The sequence below is a fragment of the Annamia dubia NIES-4383 genome, assembly GCF_055394725.1.
In genome coordinates this window covers 2,701,842-2,718,112 of the sequence record NZ_AP025630.1, presented here as the reverse complement: position 1 = coordinate 2,718,112, position 16,271 = coordinate 2,701,842, and the positions used below count along the sequence as shown (strand labels likewise).

The following is a 16,271-nucleotide window of genomic DNA, read 5'->3' as shown; positions in this document are numbered from 1 at the left end:
AATTTAAGTTGTTAGGGGTTTAAGCTTGATTTTGATATAAATTAATCAAAGGATCAATCATTTGATTAAGATTACCTGCACCTAAAAACAAAGCCAAATCACCAGATTTAAGTATGGTTTTAAGAAAATCGGGTAAATTGGTTAAACTAGCTTGATAATAAACTTGGGGATGGTGATCGGCAATTAAATCAGCCAGTTCTTGTCCAGTAATTGTACCTAGATTTTCTTCCCCTGCACTATAAATATCTGTAATGATAACTACATCAGCATCTTGAAAAGATACGGCAAAATCATCTTTAAAAGTTAAAGTGCGACTATAACGATGGGGTTGAAAAATAGCAACTACCCTGTTATATTCAGGCTCTAAAGTGCGTAAACGGGCGGCTTTTAAAGTGGCTTGAAGCTCACTGGGGTGGTGAGCATAATCATCTATAAAGGTAATACCATTGGCACTTCCTTTATATTCAAAACGCCGTTTTGCCCCTTCAAAATTTTTAATCGCTTCGGCAATGGTGGTAAAATCTAAATTAATTAGTCTGCCCACTGCAATGGCGGCCAAAGCGTTACTGAGGTTGTGTTGACCTAATAATTTGAGGTTTAATTCTCCTAACAAAAGGCCTTTTTCCCAAATTTGAGCAGTTGTCCCATTGCCATGATAATTAACCTCTTTGACGGTATAATCGGCATTACGTTCCGCAAATAAACTATAACTAATTTGGGGTTTTAATTTTTCCTTAACTAGCTCACAGTCAACACATCCCACTACTATCTCCGATTGATCGGCAAAAATTTTAAAGGTTTTAATAACTTCCTCTAGATCTTGATAGTGATCAGGATGATCTAATTCAATATTAGTAATAACGGCAATTTTAGGAGAATGTTTTTTTAATGAGCCATCAGACTCATCGGCCTCGGCCACTAAATATTTTCCCTTGCCTAAACGAGCATTGCCCTCAAAAGCCTGAACTTCCCCCCCGATAATTACAGTGGGGTCTAAACCGGCCTGGTATAAAATATAAGAAATTAAACTACTGGTGGTGGTTTTACCATGAGTTCCGGCCACTGCAATACTTTGATAATCTTCAATTAAAGCGGCCAATAGATCGGAACGATGAAAAATTTGACAACCTTTAGACTGGGCGGCCTGATATTCAGCATTATTAAGATTAATAGCGGTGGAACAAATGACCTGTGGTAACAAGCTTGAAAGGTTAGCAGAGCAAGGATCTAAGTTAGGAGAGTGAAAAAAGTTTAAATTTTCCGCCGTCTGAGCATTAAAAATATGCGCTCCTACTGACTGTAAACGATCTGTAATATGACTAAAGCGTAGATCCGAACCAGAAACAGGTAAATCTCTTTTGGCCAAAACGTATGCAAGGGCAGACATTCCGATGCCACCGATCCCGATAAAATGAAAGGGTTTGCCGTTTAAATCAACTTTATTCAATCTTCACTCTCCTTAAACATACCGCTAAAAGATAATATAGGGTTTTAATGAACAATTACAGCGATATAATATCAATAAATTGGTAATAAAGGCTAGATTTGATTAATTTTTCTATTGTTAAGGTCTGTAAAGTTTTAGATTTTGTTATAGATTGCTGATTAGATTAATTAGTTGTTTTTCCCTTTCTGTTTTCCGTTTTCGTCTCAGTTGTGGAACAAGTCAAATTTGGAATTTTGAATTTTCTATGATTTTTTGATCAGCCTTTACGATATGATGTTGTCTTAATTAATAAAATTTTATTTTTGTAATCTAGTAAATTGAGGGTAAGACTCTGTGACTATTAAAGTAGCGATCAATGGTTTTGGACGCATCGGCCGAAATTTCGTCAGATGCTTATTAACAAGAACAAACAGCCAATTAGAATTGGTTGGTATTAATGATACTTCTGATCCTAGAACCAATGCTCATTTGCTTAAATATGATTCCATGTTAGGCCGGCTCGATAACACCGATATTTCAGCGGATGATAATTGTATCTACGTTAATGGTAAAACCATTAAATGTGTTAGCGATCGCAACCCTTTAAACTTACCTTGGAAAGAATGGGGTGTGGATCTCATTATTGAGTCTACTGGGGTATTTGTGACCGAAGAAGGTGCTTCTAAACACATTGAAGCTGGTGCTAAAAAAGTTTTAATCACTGCCCCCGGCAAAGGTGCTGGTGTGGGTACTTATGTAATGGGTGTTAACCATGAAACCTACGAACATAATAAACACAATGTAGTGAGTAATGCTAGTTGTACCACTAACTGTTTAGCTCCCATCGCAAAAGTGTTACATGAACAGTTTGGCATCATCAAGGGGACAATGACCACCACCCACAGTTACACCGGAGATCAACGTATTTTAGACGCTTCTCACCGTGACTTAAGACGTGCCAGAGCGGCGGCGATCAATATCGTTCCTACTTCCACCGGAGCGGCTCAAGCGGTAGCTTTAGTTATTCCTGAGTTAAAAGGAAAATTAAACGGTATTGCATTGCGTGTACCTACCCCTAATGTTTCCGTTGTTGACTTAGTGGTACAAGTGGAAAAAGGCACTTTAGCTGAACAAGTTAATGCGGTACTCAAAGAAGCGACTCAAAGCAAATTAAAAGGTATTTTAGATTATACCGAATTACCTTTAGTTTCTAATGATTTCCGCGCGACTGATGTTTCTTCTACTGTTGACGGTAGTTTAACCATGGTAATGGGGGGAGACATGGTTAAAGTTGTCGCTTGGTACGACAACGAATGGGGTTATTCTCAGCGTGTGGTTGACTTAGCTGAGTTAATGGCTTCTAAGTGGCAATAATGGGATAATCTCATTTTAGTTTAAAAATTCTCCGCCTGTGGCCATCGTGCTAAGGGCGGAGATTTATGTTTTAATCAAAATTATCGATCATGGGATAATTTTTCCTTAAAAAGTTGACGTTGCATTTCTGCTTGTGCTAACAGTGACTCTGCAAAGGCGATCGCATCTTGTGCCGAATGACCTCCCGTTAACTCTGCTAATTCATCCCTTCTATGGACATATTTTTCTAAAGATTTAACCCTGATTACTGTTCTTAAAGCTGAATCCTCTTTTTCTTGACTTAATACATTTGTTTCAATGGTTTGTTTATTGACCCGAAAATGACCGTCAGCCATGGCCGCCACTAGGGGCTGATGGGTGACACATAAAACTTGATGATAACAGCTTAATTGATGTAATTTAGCGGCGATCGCCTGAGCCACTTTACCTGAGACTCCCGCATCAATTTCGTCAAAAATTAGAGTTTTAGGAGTTTGTTGAGCTTGGGTAAAACAGGATTTTAAAGCGAGTAAAAAACGAGTCATTTCTCCCCCAGAAGCAATAGTCGCAAGGGGTTGTACTTCTTCTCCGGCGTTGGGGCTAAAATAAAAAGTAATGTTTTCTGCACCCTTGGCACAGGGAACACAGGGAATTAAACGACATTGAAATTTAACTTTTTCCATCGCTAAAGGTTTTAATTCTTCAATTAATTGTTGTTCTAATTTATCTGAGGAATTTTGACGTAATAAAGTTAATTTTTGACATAATTTATCTAAATTTTCTTGTTCAATTTGATATTTTTTCTCTAATTCTTCAATAGATTGGCCTTCATCGGTTAGTTCTAGTAATTCCCGTTGTAATTCTTGATAAAACGTCATTAATTCAGGTAAATTAAAGTTATATTTACGGCATAAATTCTTTAATAATCTAATTCTTTCTTCAATTTCACTTAATCTTTCTGGATCAGCCTCTAAATTTTCTCCATAACTATTAATTTGTTGACCTGCTTCCACCACTTGAGTAATAGCTGAGTCGATCAACTCTAAAATAGGCTCTAATTGCGGATCATAGTCCACCATATCCCTTAAAATATTTTCCGCATCCCCCAACAGATCGGCGATGGCAGGGCGATCGAGATCATTTTGATAAAGTAACTGATAAGCCTGATAACTAGACTGTTGTAGCTCTACAATATGACTAAGGCGCTCCCTTTCCTGTTCTAACTGTTCTAACTCATCAACCTCAGTTAACTGAGCTTGATCCAATTCCTGTAATTGATATTGAATAAAATCTAACCTTTGAGAGCGTTGCTGTTGTTGGGAAATTCTTTTTTCTAAATTTTTCTTCGCAATCTGAGTCAATTCATAAGCTTCTTGAACTTTTTTTCTTTGTTCTAATAATATTTCACCGCCATAACTATCTAATAATTCCCTTTGACGCTCTGGAATCATTAAGTCAATGGTTTGACCTTGAGCCGTAATTTCTACTAATTGCTCCCTTAGTTGACTCATAAAGCTCCGATTGACCAATAAACCATTAACTTTCATGCGCGATCGCAGACTAGAACCAGCACTCATTAATTCCCGACTAAAAAGAATTTTATTGTGAGGTAAAGGCTTAATTTGATGAAGATCTAGTAACTTTTTTAAATTATCATTAATGGGAAAAACCCCCTCAATTTTTGATTTGTGACTACCCGCTCGGATCAAACGACTATTAACTTTACCACCTAATAATACATCAATGGCATCAAGAATAATAGATTTACCAGCACCTGTTTCCCCCGTCAAGACAGTTAAACCAGCCTGAAAATCCAATTCTAGCTGGTCTATAAGTGCAAAATTCTCAATTGAAAGAGACAATAACATATTCTAGGTTTAAGAGTGCAGATGTTCAGGATAAATCACAGGTTTATTATTGATTAGAACTATTATAAACTGATCCTTAACAATCAATTTAAAAAATTCAACGCAGATTAGGTTACAATGATCTACGATGAATCATTATATAAATTCAAGGTAAAAAATTATGACTCCTTCTTTAGCAAACTTTTTGTATAGCTTATTAGCTGGTGGACTTATAGTTGTAATTCCTGCAACGGTGGGTTTAATCTGGCTTAGTCAAAATGATAAAGTGACTCGTTCATAATTTTATTTTGTTGAATCTCATCCCCTCTCCCAAGGGCGAGGGGTAATTTCACTTGAACAAATTATTCCCAAATTTCACAACTTAGATCTCCGGCTTTTTTGGTAAAACGGATATTTTCTTGATAGTCTACCGGACAATCAATCACCGTGGGGACATCTTGGGCTAAGGCTTCTTTTAAAATTGGGATTAAATCATCGGCCGATTCTACTCGATAGCCTTTCAAGCCCATACTTTCGGCAAATTTGACAAAATCGGGATTGGTAAAATCAATAAAACTGGCATGGCCAAATTGGTTCAGTTGTTTCCATTCAATTAAACCATAACCATTATCGTTAAAAATCAGAGTAACAAAAGGAGTTTTCACCCTTTTTGCTGTTTCTAATTCTTGACAATTCATCATAAAGCCACCATCCCCTGTAACGGCCACAATTTTTTTGTCAGGATAAACTAATTTAGCGGCGATCGCCCCTGGAATGGCAATCCCCATGGCCGCAAAACCATTGGAAATAATACAAGTATTGGGCTTATCACAGTGATAATGACGCGCCATCCACATTTTATGCGCCCCCACATCACTAATGACTATATCCTCTGCTCCCATCACTTGACGTAAATCATAAATAATTTTCTGTGGTTTAAGAGGAAACTCTCGATCGACACAGTAACGCTCATATTCCTCTTTAAGATCCGTTCTTAACTTGGTTAAACTAGAAGAAACTTTTCCGGTGCGATCGGCACGTTTGAGAATATTATCAAGGGAATCGGCTATATCCCCCACTACTTCAACGGTTGGAATATAACTACTATCTATTTCGGCGGATAATTCGCCAATATGAATAATGGGAGTTTTACCTAAAGGATTCCATTTTTTAGGGGAATACTCAATTAAATCATAACCTACGGCAATAATTAAATCACTTTGTTCAAAGGCGCAGGTAATTAAATCCCTCTGTTGTAGCCCTACTGCCCACAATGACAGGGGATGGGTATAGGGGATCACCCCCTTACCCATAAAAGTATTGGCCACTGGAATCTGTAATTGGGTAGCGAATTCTGTTAACATTTCCGAAGCATGGGAACGAATAGCACCATTTCCTACTAAAATAAGGGGATTTTTCGCTTTAGAAATTAAAGAGGCGGCCGCATTAATTGTCCGATAAGAGGAGTAAATTTTATCTTTATTATCTTTACTTAAGGGTTTTCCCTCTACTTCCATGGCCGCAATATTTTCGGGTAAATCTATATGCACAGCACCGGGCTTGTCGGATTGGGCAATTTTAAAGGCTTTGCGTACTACTTCCGGCGTAATGCCTGGCCGCACAATCTGTTTATTCCATTTTGTGACGGGTGCAAACATGGCCACGAGATCAAGGTATTGATGGGATTCGATGTGCATTCGATCTGTTCCCACTTGGCCGGTAATGGCCACAAGGGGAGCGCCGTCTAAGTTAGCATCCGCTACCCCTGTCATTAAGTTGGTGGCGCCGGGCCCTAAAGTGGAGAGACAAACTCCGGCCTTGCCTGTGAGTCGGCCATAGAGATCCGCCATAAAGGCCGCGCCTTGTTCATGACGTACGGTGATAAATTTAATCGTTGAATCTCTTAAAGCTTCTAATATATGGAGATTTTCCTCGCCCGGAAGTCCGAATATATATTCAACTCCCTCGTTTTCTAAACATTTAATTAATAAGTCTGCTGTGTTCATAAATTTAGTTATTGGTTATTTGTAATTATTACTGATTACTGATTACTGATGAATTGTTTTAATGTTTTTAATAATTCTTCTATTGTATAAGGTTTAAGGAGAAAAGTATCAGCACCCATCTTGAAAGGGGTTTGATAATTTTTAATTAATCCACTATTAACTATTATTTTAACATATTAATTTTGGCTCTGTAATATTGGTATTAACTACTGAAATGGTTTTTCTACATTATTGTTGTTATTACATTAAATAATATATCATGTTTTTTAATAAGATTTAATTGAAAAATAATTGATCATAGTGAGGATAAAAAGGGTCTCTAAAATTTATTTACTTGAAGGTTTTACCCCCACAATGACATAATTACTATTTAATCCAAATAGTTTTAATATTGACAAATTCTTTAATCCCTTCAATCCCTAATTCTCGGCCAAAACCTGAATGTTTGATCCCCCCAAAAGGTAAACGAGGATCTGATTTAACCATGCCATTAATAAACACTGCTCCCGCTTCAATTTCTTGAATAAAACGCTCAATTTTAAGCTGATCTTTTGTCCAAACACTAGCACCTAAACCTAAGGAAGTATCATTGGCTAAATTAATCGCACAATCAATATTTTTTACTCTAAATAGTAGGGCAACGGGGGCAAAAAATTCTTCTTTGTAAGCAGGAGAATTAAGGGGAATATCTTTTAAAATTGTAGGGGGATAAAAATTACCTGAACTCTCTAAAATTTGACCTCCTGTGACAATTTTTGCTCCCATTTCTACGCTTTTTTGTACTTGTTGATCAATATCTTGTAAAATCGATCGAGTAGCTAAAGGCCCAATATCCGTATCGTTTTTAAAGGGATCTCCCACTTTCAAGGCTTCAAATTTTGCTTTTAATTTTTCTTCAAACTGATCGGCGATCGCTTCTAATAAAATAAATCTTTTGGCCGCAATACAAGATTGACCATTATTTAATAATCTGGCAGTAACTGCCACATTCACAGCCTCATCAAGCTCTGCATCCTCACAAACGATAAAGGGATCACTTCCCCCTAACTCTAAAACCACTTTTTTAATATTTTGCCCTGCTACGGAGGCAAAACTAGCTCCGGCCGGCTCACTTCCCGTTAAAGTTCCCGCTTTGATGCGATCGTCTGCCATTAGTTTAGGCACTTGATCCGCCCCGATCAATAAAGTTTGAAATACCCCTTGGGGTAAACCGGCCAGTTTAAAAATTTGCTCGATGGCTAAGGCACATTGGGGAACATTGGAGGCGTGTTTTAATAAGCCCACATTTCCCGCCATCAGAGCAGGAGCGGCGAAGCGGAAAACTTGCCAAAAGGGAAAATTCCAAGGCATCACCGCTAAAATCACCCCTAAAGGTTGATAGGTAATATAACTCTCAGTAGCATCACTAGCAATCTTAATATTTTTTAGAAAATCAGAGGCATTTTCGCCATAAAAACGACAAACTAAAGCACATTTATTGACTTCAGCGATGGCACTTTTGAGGTTTTTTCCCATTTCAAGGGTCATAATTTCAGCATATTTTTGGGAATTTTGCTCTAAAATATCAGCTACCCTCATTAAATATTGACTGCGTTGCTCCATCGAAGTTTGACGATAGGCAATAAAAGCTGATTGAGCCAAATTAAGCTTAGATTCAATTTCCTCAGAATTGAGAGGTGAAAAAGATTTAATTGTTTCTCCCGTAGAAGGGTTGACTGTAGCGATACCCATAATTTTTACTTTGGTGATAATTGAACAATTGTCAAGAATTGATAACTGGTTATTTGTGATTTGTCAACAGTATATAGACAAAATTTTAACAGAAATTATCACACAATAGATCAGGTTAAAAGTTAGGATTTTGGTAAAATTCCATTGTCAATTATCAATTGATCAATAAAGATAGATTTAATGATCTTTTGTGTTCAAATGATTATAAAATTAAAAATATTAAGTATTAAAATTAAAACTAATTAAGATTTTTGCGCTTTAGCATTAGGTTAAAGCTTTCTCATGGACACTAATCAACTGTTAACACGCTATCAACAAGGCCAAAGGGATTTTCAACAGTGGAAACTACGAGAAGCCAATCTGATCGGAGTTAAACTATCTCAGGCTAATCTTTCAAAAGCAGATTTGCAAAAAGCCAGTTTAGCTAGAGCGGATCTCAGTCGTTGTTATTTAATTGAAACTAATTTCACGGAAGCTTTTTTATATGGCACTGATATGAGATTTGTTAAATTACAAAAGGGAATTTTACTCCATGCTGATTTAACAAAAGTTAATCTTCAAGGGGCAAGATTAGATCATGTGGATTTAACGGGTGCTAAACTAAGTGGTGCTATTTTAAGTTGGGTTAGTTTCTATAAGGCTAATTTACCTCATGTTAATCTTTGTGGTGCTAATTTGAGCGGGATTAATTTTCGTTCTGCTAATTTAACTAATGCTAATTTAAGTTGGACAAATTTAACAGGTGCTAGATTAAGTGGTGCTAATTTAAAAGGTGCAATCTTAAATGGAGTTAAATTAAATAGTGCTTTTCTCAATGGCTTAGACTTAGAGGGAATTGATTTTAGTGGAATGGATCTAAATCAGGCTAAATTAAGTGGAGTTAATTTTAATGGTGCTAATTTAAGTGGTGCGGATCTAAGTGAGTCTCATCTACAGGTAGCACAATTAAATGAGACTAATTTAAAACAAGCTAATTTATATCAAAGTAAATTAAATCGCTCCCATTGTATTCAAGCTAATTTAATGAAAACAGATTTAAGGGAAGCTGACTTAAGAAATGCGGATCTGCGGGGTGCAAATTTGAATTTAGCTAATTTAACTGGGGCTGATCTTAGTGGTGCAAATTTAGAAGAAGCTTATTTATGGGGTGCAAATTTAGAAGGGGTTAATTTAACAGATGCTAATTTAACTAAAGCTAGTCTAAGAAATGCAGATCTGACTGGTACTAATTTAAACAATGCTATTTTAAATGGGGCTATTATGCCAGACGGAAAAGTTTATTAAATAATAAGTTAATAAACTAAAAATATACTTATTACTGATTACTTATTATTTAAAAATTAGGGTAGATCCGTATCACCCATTAAAAAGCGATCGCACTCCCGTGCCACTTCACGCCCTTCATTAAACGCCCAGACAACTAAACTTTGACCTCGGCGACAGTCTCCGGCCGCAAAAACTTTAGGAAGACTGGTGGCATATTTGCCATATTCGGCCTTAATATTACTACGGGGATCCCGTTCTAAACCTAAACTATCTAATAAAGGTTGTTCAGGGCCTAAAAAGCCCATCGCTAATAATACTAATTGGGCGGGAATTATGCGTTGTGTCCCTTCAATTTGTTTGAGATTAAAACGACCATTTTCGTCTTTTTCCCATTTAACTTCTACCACATGAACAGCCTTAACATTACCGTTTTCATCGCTCTCAAATTTAGTGGCAGTGGTTAAATAACTACGAGGATCATCCCCAAATTTTGCGACTGCTTCCTCTTGTCCATAATCTAATTTATAGACTTTAGGATATTCAGGCCATGGGTTATCAACTCCCCTTGTTTCGGGAGGTTTGGGCATAATTTCTAATTGAATAACACTGTTACAACCGTGACGAATGGAAGTACCAACACAGTCTGTTCCCGTATCACCACCACCAATAATAACTACATCTTTTCCTTGTGCAGAAATAATGTCGGGGTTTTTGTTAGGATCTAAGACATTTTTCGTATTAGCAGTTAAAAATTCCATCGCAAAGTAAATACCTTTGAGATCACGGCCTTCAATGGGTAGATCACGGGGCTTAGTTGCACCTGTACAAAGAATTACCCCATCATATTCATCTAATAATTGTTGGGCGGGTAAATCTTTGCCAATTTCCGTATTACAAACAAACTTAACCCCTTCTTCTTCTAATAATTGAATGCGTCTTAAAACCACATTAGTTTTATCTAATTTCATGTTAGGAATGCCGTACATTAATAAACCACCCGGCCGATCTTCCCGTTCATAAACTGTTACTAAATGACCTGCTTTGTTGAGTTGGGCGGCCGCAGATAAACCGGCCGGCCCTGAACCCACAATTGCAACTTTTTTACCCGTTCTTTTGGCTGGAGGCTGTGCTTTAACCCAACCTTCTTCCCAACCTTTGTCAATAATAGAAACCTCAATATTCTTGATAGTAACAGGGGGATTTGTAATACCTAAAACACAAGCACCTTCACAGGGTGCAGGGCAGACTCTACCAGTAAATTCAGGGAAATTATTTGTTTTATGAAGACGATCTAAAGCCTCTTTCCATAAACCCCGATAAACTAGATCATTCCACTCAGGAATTAGGTTATTAATAGGGCATCCACTTGCCATATTGTTAAGGGTTTTTCCCGTATGACAAAAAGGGATCCCACAGTCCATACAACGAGCGCCTTGATTTCTCAATTTTTCCTCGTCCATTGGTAAATGAAACTCATCCCAATTACCAATACGTTGATCTGGTAATAATTCAGATGGTAATTCTCGTAAATATTCTAAAAATCCTGTCGGTTTTCCCATAATTATTCCTTGTAGTTAAATAAATATAATTTATGATTCTTAATTTTAGCAAATAATTGTCATTAAATGCTAGGGTTGTTATTAATTAATCCTTGACAATGGCAATTTAACAATTTTACTGTAATTGATGCTCCATTGTTACGCCTGTCTTGTTACAATTGGCTTAAGCCCACAGACTTTATCCCTGTTGACTTAATCTTAAGTTTTGAGATCAATTAAGAAAGTGCAAACTTGATTATACCGATTATTGACAAATAATTTGTATAAATATTTATATTTGAAAAAAAAAGTCTAGTCAATAATCAATAGATCATCAATCAAAAAAAGGTTAAAATAAGATTATTAGACTTCTTGCACAAGTCAAGTAATAGGTAATAATTAATCAGTAATAAGGATAAGAATTGATAAAAACTTGATGATAATTGATTTTATTAGTTAATATTTATTACTTTTCTAAGAAGTCTATTTACATCATTATAATTATATTTTGGAGTGTTAAATAATGGCTTGGCGAGGTTCAACTAATATTCAAGATCGCACTTTTAGTATTTTAATTTATTTATTTGCTATTTATGATAGTTTCTTTTTTGGTAGTTATTTATTTGATAAGTTTCCACCATTAATCCAATTAATTTTATCTTATATTTTATTTCCTATTCATATTGTTTATAGTTTAAATAGTTATGCTAGTTTTATTGTATTTATCATTTTATATTTAGCGGTGGTTAGAAATAATCAAATTAAACATTTTATTCGTTATAACGCTTTACAAAGTATTTTAATTGGTATTTTATTAAGTTTATTAGGTTTAGTGATTAAGTGGATTTTTGAGCCTATTTTTGCGGGATTTCCTTTATTAATTCAAGCACTTTATAATTTAATTTTTATTACTTCTTTTGGGGCTTGTTTATATGCCATGTTTCAGTCAGCAAGGGGAATTTATGCAGAACTTCCTGTTATTTCAAAAGCGGCCTATAATCAATTATATTATTAGTTAATCCTTGATTAAATTCACTCTTTTATTATTAATTTAGTTCAATAAAATTAAGTAATTTTTGATTGAAAATTATTTATAGCAATCCTCAATAAACCCTAGCAAATCAATTATTATAAAAAAGACAATCAATTTATAAATGATATATCTTGAAATAAAATTTTTCTTTGCTATAATTAATCAAAAGTAACCAATAAAAAATAATCAATCATAAATTTATTTAGGAGTTAAAAAATGTTTCGTGGCTCAATTGAAACTAAAGATAAAATTATCAGTAGTTTAGTTTATCTTTTACCTTTTCTTGATGTATTTCCCATTGGTATTCCCTTAATGAAAGATTTTCCATTGGTAACATTAATTTATTTACCTTTTCGCCCTTTAATTAATTTTTATCATAGTTTTCCCTTTGCAGGATTAATCATTTTCTTTGCTTTATTTTTAGGTGTAGTGAGAAATCCTAATGTTAATTATTTTACTGCATTTAACACTTTACAAGCAATTTTATTAGATTTAGTTTTAGTTTTAGGAGGCTTTGCCTTACAAATTTTAATGAACGGTTTAGGGTATCAAAATTTATTAGTTTTAACGGTAGCTAATACGATTTTTCTTGGTACTTTAACGGCCTGTTTTTATGGCACAATTCAATCAGCTAGAGGCTTAAAAGCTGAACTTCCTGCCATTTCTAATGCCGTTTCTTCCCAAATTCGTTAATTTTTGCTATTGCTCATTATCCATTATTCATCAATTGATAATTGACAATTAATTTTGTTTAAAATCACTCAAAAAAACCAAAATAAAAAAATTTTCTTTATTTTTAATCTTCTACTTTTAAATAGTTTAAAGTAGACATTATTGTCAATTGTCAATTGTTGAATTATTATTCTAAAATAACATAATTTTCTAACGAGCCGATCCCCTCAATTTCCACTCGAATGCGATCGCCCACTTGTAACCCTGCGATGCCACTGGGTGTACCCGTTAAAATCACATCTCCGGGTACTAAAGTCATAATTTGGGAAATATAAGAAACTAAAACCTCCGGTGAAAACAACATTTCTTGAATAGAGGCACATTGACGGGGTTCGGTTTCGTCATTGACAAAAGTTTTTAAATATGCTCCCACGCTGATCTCACGCACGATCCAAGGGCCTAAAGGGCAAAAAGTATCAAAACCCTTGGCTCTCGTCCATTGTTCGTCTTTGATTTGTAAATCTCTGGCCGTAATATCATTGGCGATGGTATAACCCCAAATTTTACTTCTAGCTTCTTGGGGTGGCAGATGGGAAATGCGATCGCCGATCACAAGGGCTAACTCCCCCTCATAGTCTAAACGGTGAGATTGTTTAGGATAAATAACAGGTTTATTATGGGAATTTAAGGTGGTGGGGGGTTTGAGAAAAATTAGGGGTTCATCGGGGGGAGGAGTTCCCATTTCAGCCGCATGGAGAGGATAATTTTTACCTACCGCTACAATTTTAGAAGGGTTACAAGGTGCTAATAATTCATATTGATCGGGGTTTAATTCTAAATCAACTTCTTTGCCACCTAACCAAGGAGGTGCATCTAAAAGTTTAACCGTGCGATTAAGTTGTAATAAACCGTAATGAATGGTATTTTCTAAGGTTTTCACCCTAACATAGCGTTGTGCCATAATTTATCTATTGATCCTAGCTCTCTAAAATAATCATAAAAATCAAAAAATTAAGGTGAGAGGATGAGTCATCTTGTCCATTATAATAGTAAAATGCTAAATGCCTTGTTTTTCTAATTGTATCTTTAAACTTAATGACCTAAAGACAGTCAGAAAAACCATCTTGTCCATAAGGAGAATATCTAAATAATGAGTAATTCCTACGAAATGATGTATATTTTGCGCCCTGAGTTCTCAGAGGAGCAGGTATCTCAAACGATCGAAAAGTATAATAAATTTTTAACCGATCACGGTGCCACTGATATTGAAGTTAAAAATTTAGGTAAGCGTAAATTAGCTTATACCATCAAAAAACGTAATGACGGAATTTATATTCAAACGAATTATAAAGCCGATGGCACTCAAGTTGCACCCTTAGAAAGAGCAATGCGTTTAGGAGATGAGGTTATTCGTTATTTGACGATCGCCCTCAAAGATGAAGCTAAAACATCCGAGTCAAAGGTTGAAGATGCTACTTCAGAAGCCGATGCTAATTAACAATTGACAATTGAACCATTCATTGTTAACTTTCCATTATCAATTATCCATTAATAAAAAATACCCACCTTCTAACCTGAAGGTGGGCTTTTTTGTGCAAATAGTTAAATTTTTGAGATTAAAAATTAATCTTAAAGATACTTTTAGACAAAAACAGATTTTAGTTTAAATTAGTAAACACCCAGATTGATCCGATTATCTTCTTAATTTAAGACATCATCACTCCAAGTAGTAATCATAAACTCACCGAAATTAGCGTCAAGCTTGGCTCTTTGAGCTTCAGTTAAGTCAGGAATATTTAACACATCCTCAATTTTTTGGTATGGTGCATTGTCAATAATTTTTTTGGCTAAAATAGGATAAAAACCGGGTAAGTGAATAAAATCTCTTACCTTTGAGTTATTCAAATCCACTTTTTTCCCAAAATTAGTTCCTAGTTTGCTGTCTGCTCTATTGTACATAAAAATCAAAAAAAGAAAGTTATCTATTTAGTTTTCCAGTTAATTATAACGATAAAATGCTAAAGTTTTGTTTTTTTATCTAACTTTAAAATTAATTTCTAAACATAAAACTAAATTTTTTTACTAATCAAATTTAGCTTTCATTATTAATGAAAAAATACCCACCTTCAGCTTATAAGGTGGGCTTTTTTGTGCAAATAGTTAAATTTTTGAGATTAAAAATTAATCTTAAAGATACTTTTAGACAAAAACAGATTTTAGTTTAACTTAGTAAACACCCGGATTGATCCGATTATCTTCTTCATTATAGACATCAATCGGAGGGTTAACTGTAAATTTGTCTAAATTGGCTTCAAGTTTAGCTCTTTGAGCTTCAGTTAAGTCAGGAATATTTAACACATCCTCAACTTTGTCGTATGGTGCATTTTTGCCAATTTTTTCGGCTAAAGTTGGATAAAAACCGGGGATCTCACGGAATTTACGCAAAGGGGTATTATTCAAATCGTATTTTTTACCAAAATCAGTTTCCAGCAGAGCATCAGCCGGATTACGGCGTTCTGTTACTGCTAAAATAGGGGATGAGGGTAAGGTTAATTGTAATTCACCAGCACTACTTTGATTAATGCCAAAAGCAAAACTACTGATTACAAGAACCAATACTGCTAATGCCTGAATTAACTTTTTCATCAATTTAAGTCCTCCTTTGGCTGATTAAGCCAAAAATATATGTTGTTTTTTAATTTTAAGTTTGATGGTACAAAAATTTAAGTTTTTTGTTCAAAATCTCATTTTATACTAAGGCGCACTTTCCTTAACTGTGACCACGATTTAGAAAAGATGTGTTAACATCAAAAAAAATTTATTCTAAATTATCTCAATTAATATTCTCTGACGGTTTAAGCAAGATGAGTAAGGTTTTAGTTCTCAATGCTTCCTACGAACCCCTGAATGTTACCAGTTGGAAAAGGGCAGTGGTTTTATTGATTAAAGGTAAAGCTGAATCAATTGAACATTATGAAGAATATTTATATCATAATTTTCCTTCTCCGGCGGTAATTCGTCTGCGTTATTATGTGCGTGTGCCTTATCAAGAAATTCCTTTGACTCGTCGTAATATTTTTGAACGGGATCGCCACACTTGTCAATATTGTAATCGAGTCGGGGGAGAATTAACTTTGGATCATATTATTCCCCGTTCAAGGGGTGGCGGCCAATCATGGGAAAATTTAGTTACTGCTTGTATGAAATGTAATGTGAAAAAGGGTAATCGTACTCCGAAAGAAGCGAATATGATCTTATTAACTAAGCCCGATCGCCCTAGCAGTACCCTTCATTTTGAAATTATTAAACATTCTAAAAATGTTATTAATCATCATTGGCAAAAATATATTATTAATGGATAATTGACCGTTGAAAATTAACAATTAACAATGAATTGAT

15 protein-coding genes are annotated in these 16,271 nt (G+C 35.1%); 7 read left to right on the top strand and 8 right to left on the bottom strand.

Annotation, left to right across the window (positions count from 1 at the left end; translation table 11 throughout):
• Nucleotides 1–19: 19 nt before the first annotated feature.
• Nucleotides 20–1,387, bottom strand: coding sequence for a UDP-N-acetylmuramate--L-alanine ligase (gene murC, locus Anndu_RS12245; protein ID WP_464104089.1), 1,368 nt, complete (start codon nucleotides 1,385–1,387; stop codon nucleotides 20–22).
• A gap of 393 nt (nucleotides 1,388–1,780) precedes the next feature.
• Between murC and Anndu_RS12240 the strand changes: the two genes are divergently transcribed.
• Nucleotides 1,781–2,800, top strand: a complete 1,020-nt coding sequence (locus Anndu_RS12240; RefSeq protein WP_464101473.1) for a type I glyceraldehyde-3-phosphate dehydrogenase — start codon at nucleotides 1,781–1,783, stop codon at nucleotides 2,798–2,800.
• Nucleotides 2,801–2,880: 80 nt separating this feature from the next.
• On the opposite strand, the gene recN is transcribed toward Anndu_RS12240, so the two are convergent.
• Nucleotides 2,881–4,647, bottom strand: a complete 1,767-nt coding sequence (gene recN / locus Anndu_RS12235) for a DNA repair protein RecN (protein WP_464101472.1) — start codon at nucleotides 4,645–4,647, stop codon at nucleotides 2,881–2,883.
• Between the two features lie 160 nt (nucleotides 4,648–4,807).
• Between recN and psbX the strand changes: the two genes are divergently transcribed.
• Nucleotides 4,808–4,927 carry a photosystem II reaction center protein PsbX gene (gene psbX, locus Anndu_RS12230; protein WP_464101471.1) on the top strand — a complete coding sequence of 40 codons (120 nt, stop codon included), beginning with the start codon at nucleotides 4,808–4,810 and terminating at the stop codon, nucleotides 4,925–4,927.
• A gap of 61 nt (nucleotides 4,928–4,988) precedes the next feature.
• Here psbX and Anndu_RS12225 read toward each other — a convergent pair whose 3' ends face one another.
• Both Anndu_RS12225 and Anndu_RS12220 read right to left on the bottom strand, forming a co-directional pair.
• Complete coding sequence (locus Anndu_RS12225) at nucleotides 4,989–6,632, bottom strand: acetolactate synthase large subunit (protein ID WP_464101470.1); 1,644 nt, start codon at nucleotides 6,630–6,632, stop codon at nucleotides 4,989–4,991.
• Between the two features lie 366 nt (nucleotides 6,633–6,998).
• Nucleotides 6,999–8,363: an NAD-dependent succinate-semialdehyde dehydrogenase gene (locus Anndu_RS12220; RefSeq protein WP_464101469.1), complete on the bottom strand. Its 1,365-nt coding sequence runs from the start codon at nucleotides 8,361–8,363 to the stop codon at nucleotides 6,999–7,001.
• A gap of 282 nt (nucleotides 8,364–8,645) precedes the next feature.
• Here Anndu_RS12220 and Anndu_RS12215 point away from each other — a divergent pair, with 282 nt between their 5' ends.
• Nucleotides 8,646–9,647 carry a pentapeptide repeat-containing protein gene (locus tag Anndu_RS12215; RefSeq protein WP_464101468.1) on the top strand — a complete coding sequence of 334 codons (1,002 nt, stop codon included), beginning with the start codon at nucleotides 8,646–8,648 and terminating at the stop codon, nucleotides 9,645–9,647.
• Nucleotides 9,648–9,703: 56 nt separating this feature from the next.
• Here the strand turns inward: Anndu_RS12215 and Anndu_RS12210 are convergent, their stop codons facing one another.
• The gene (locus tag Anndu_RS12210; protein WP_464101467.1) at nucleotides 9,704–11,188 is read right to left on the bottom strand and encodes a glutamate synthase subunit beta; all 1,485 of its coding nucleotides are present in this window, start codon (nucleotides 11,186–11,188) and stop codon (nucleotides 9,704–9,706) included.
• Between the two features lie 502 nt (nucleotides 11,189–11,690).
• On the opposite strand from Anndu_RS12210, the gene Anndu_RS12205 reads away from it, so the two are divergent.
• Nucleotides 11,691–12,182, top strand: a complete 492-nt coding sequence (locus tag Anndu_RS12205; protein WP_464101466.1) for a Tic20 family protein — start codon at nucleotides 11,691–11,693, stop codon at nucleotides 12,180–12,182.
• A 234-nt stretch (nucleotides 12,183–12,416) separates the two neighbouring features.
• Nucleotides 12,417–12,893, top strand: a complete 477-nt coding sequence (locus Anndu_RS12200; RefSeq protein ID WP_464101465.1) for a Tic20 family protein — start codon at nucleotides 12,417–12,419, stop codon at nucleotides 12,891–12,893.
• A 166-nt stretch (nucleotides 12,894–13,059) separates the two neighbouring features.
• Here Anndu_RS12200 and Anndu_RS12195 read toward each other — a convergent pair whose 3' ends face one another.
• On the bottom strand, nucleotides 13,060–13,833 hold the full coding sequence (locus tag Anndu_RS12195) for a fumarylacetoacetate hydrolase family protein (RefSeq protein WP_464101464.1): 774 nt from the start codon (nucleotides 13,831–13,833) through the stop codon (nucleotides 13,060–13,062).
• A 189-nt stretch (nucleotides 13,834–14,022) separates the two neighbouring features.
• Between Anndu_RS12195 and rpsF the strand changes: the two genes are divergently transcribed.
• Nucleotides 14,023–14,370, top strand: a complete 348-nt coding sequence (rpsF, locus tag Anndu_RS12190) for a 30S ribosomal protein S6 (protein WP_464101463.1) — start codon at nucleotides 14,023–14,025, stop codon at nucleotides 14,368–14,370.
• A 203-nt stretch (nucleotides 14,371–14,573) separates the two neighbouring features.
• On the opposite strand, the gene psbU (Anndu_RS12185) is transcribed toward rpsF, so the two are convergent.
• Nucleotides 14,574–14,831, bottom strand: a complete 258-nt coding sequence (gene psbU / locus Anndu_RS12185) for a photosystem II complex extrinsic protein PsbU (RefSeq protein ID WP_464101462.1) — start codon at nucleotides 14,829–14,831, stop codon at nucleotides 14,574–14,576.
• 267 nt (nucleotides 14,832–15,098) lie between these two features.
• The gene (gene psbU, locus Anndu_RS12180; protein ID WP_464101461.1) at nucleotides 15,099–15,518 is read right to left on the bottom strand and encodes a photosystem II complex extrinsic protein PsbU; all 420 of its coding nucleotides are present in this window, start codon (nucleotides 15,516–15,518) and stop codon (nucleotides 15,099–15,101) included.
• A gap of 218 nt (nucleotides 15,519–15,736) precedes the next feature.
• Between psbU (Anndu_RS12180) and Anndu_RS12175 the strand changes: the two genes are divergently transcribed.
• A complete protein-coding gene (locus Anndu_RS12175) occupies nucleotides 15,737–16,234 on the top strand; it encodes an HNH endonuclease (protein ID WP_464101460.1) in 498 nt (165 codons plus the stop codon).
• Nucleotides 16,235–16,271: the final 37 nt, after the last annotated feature.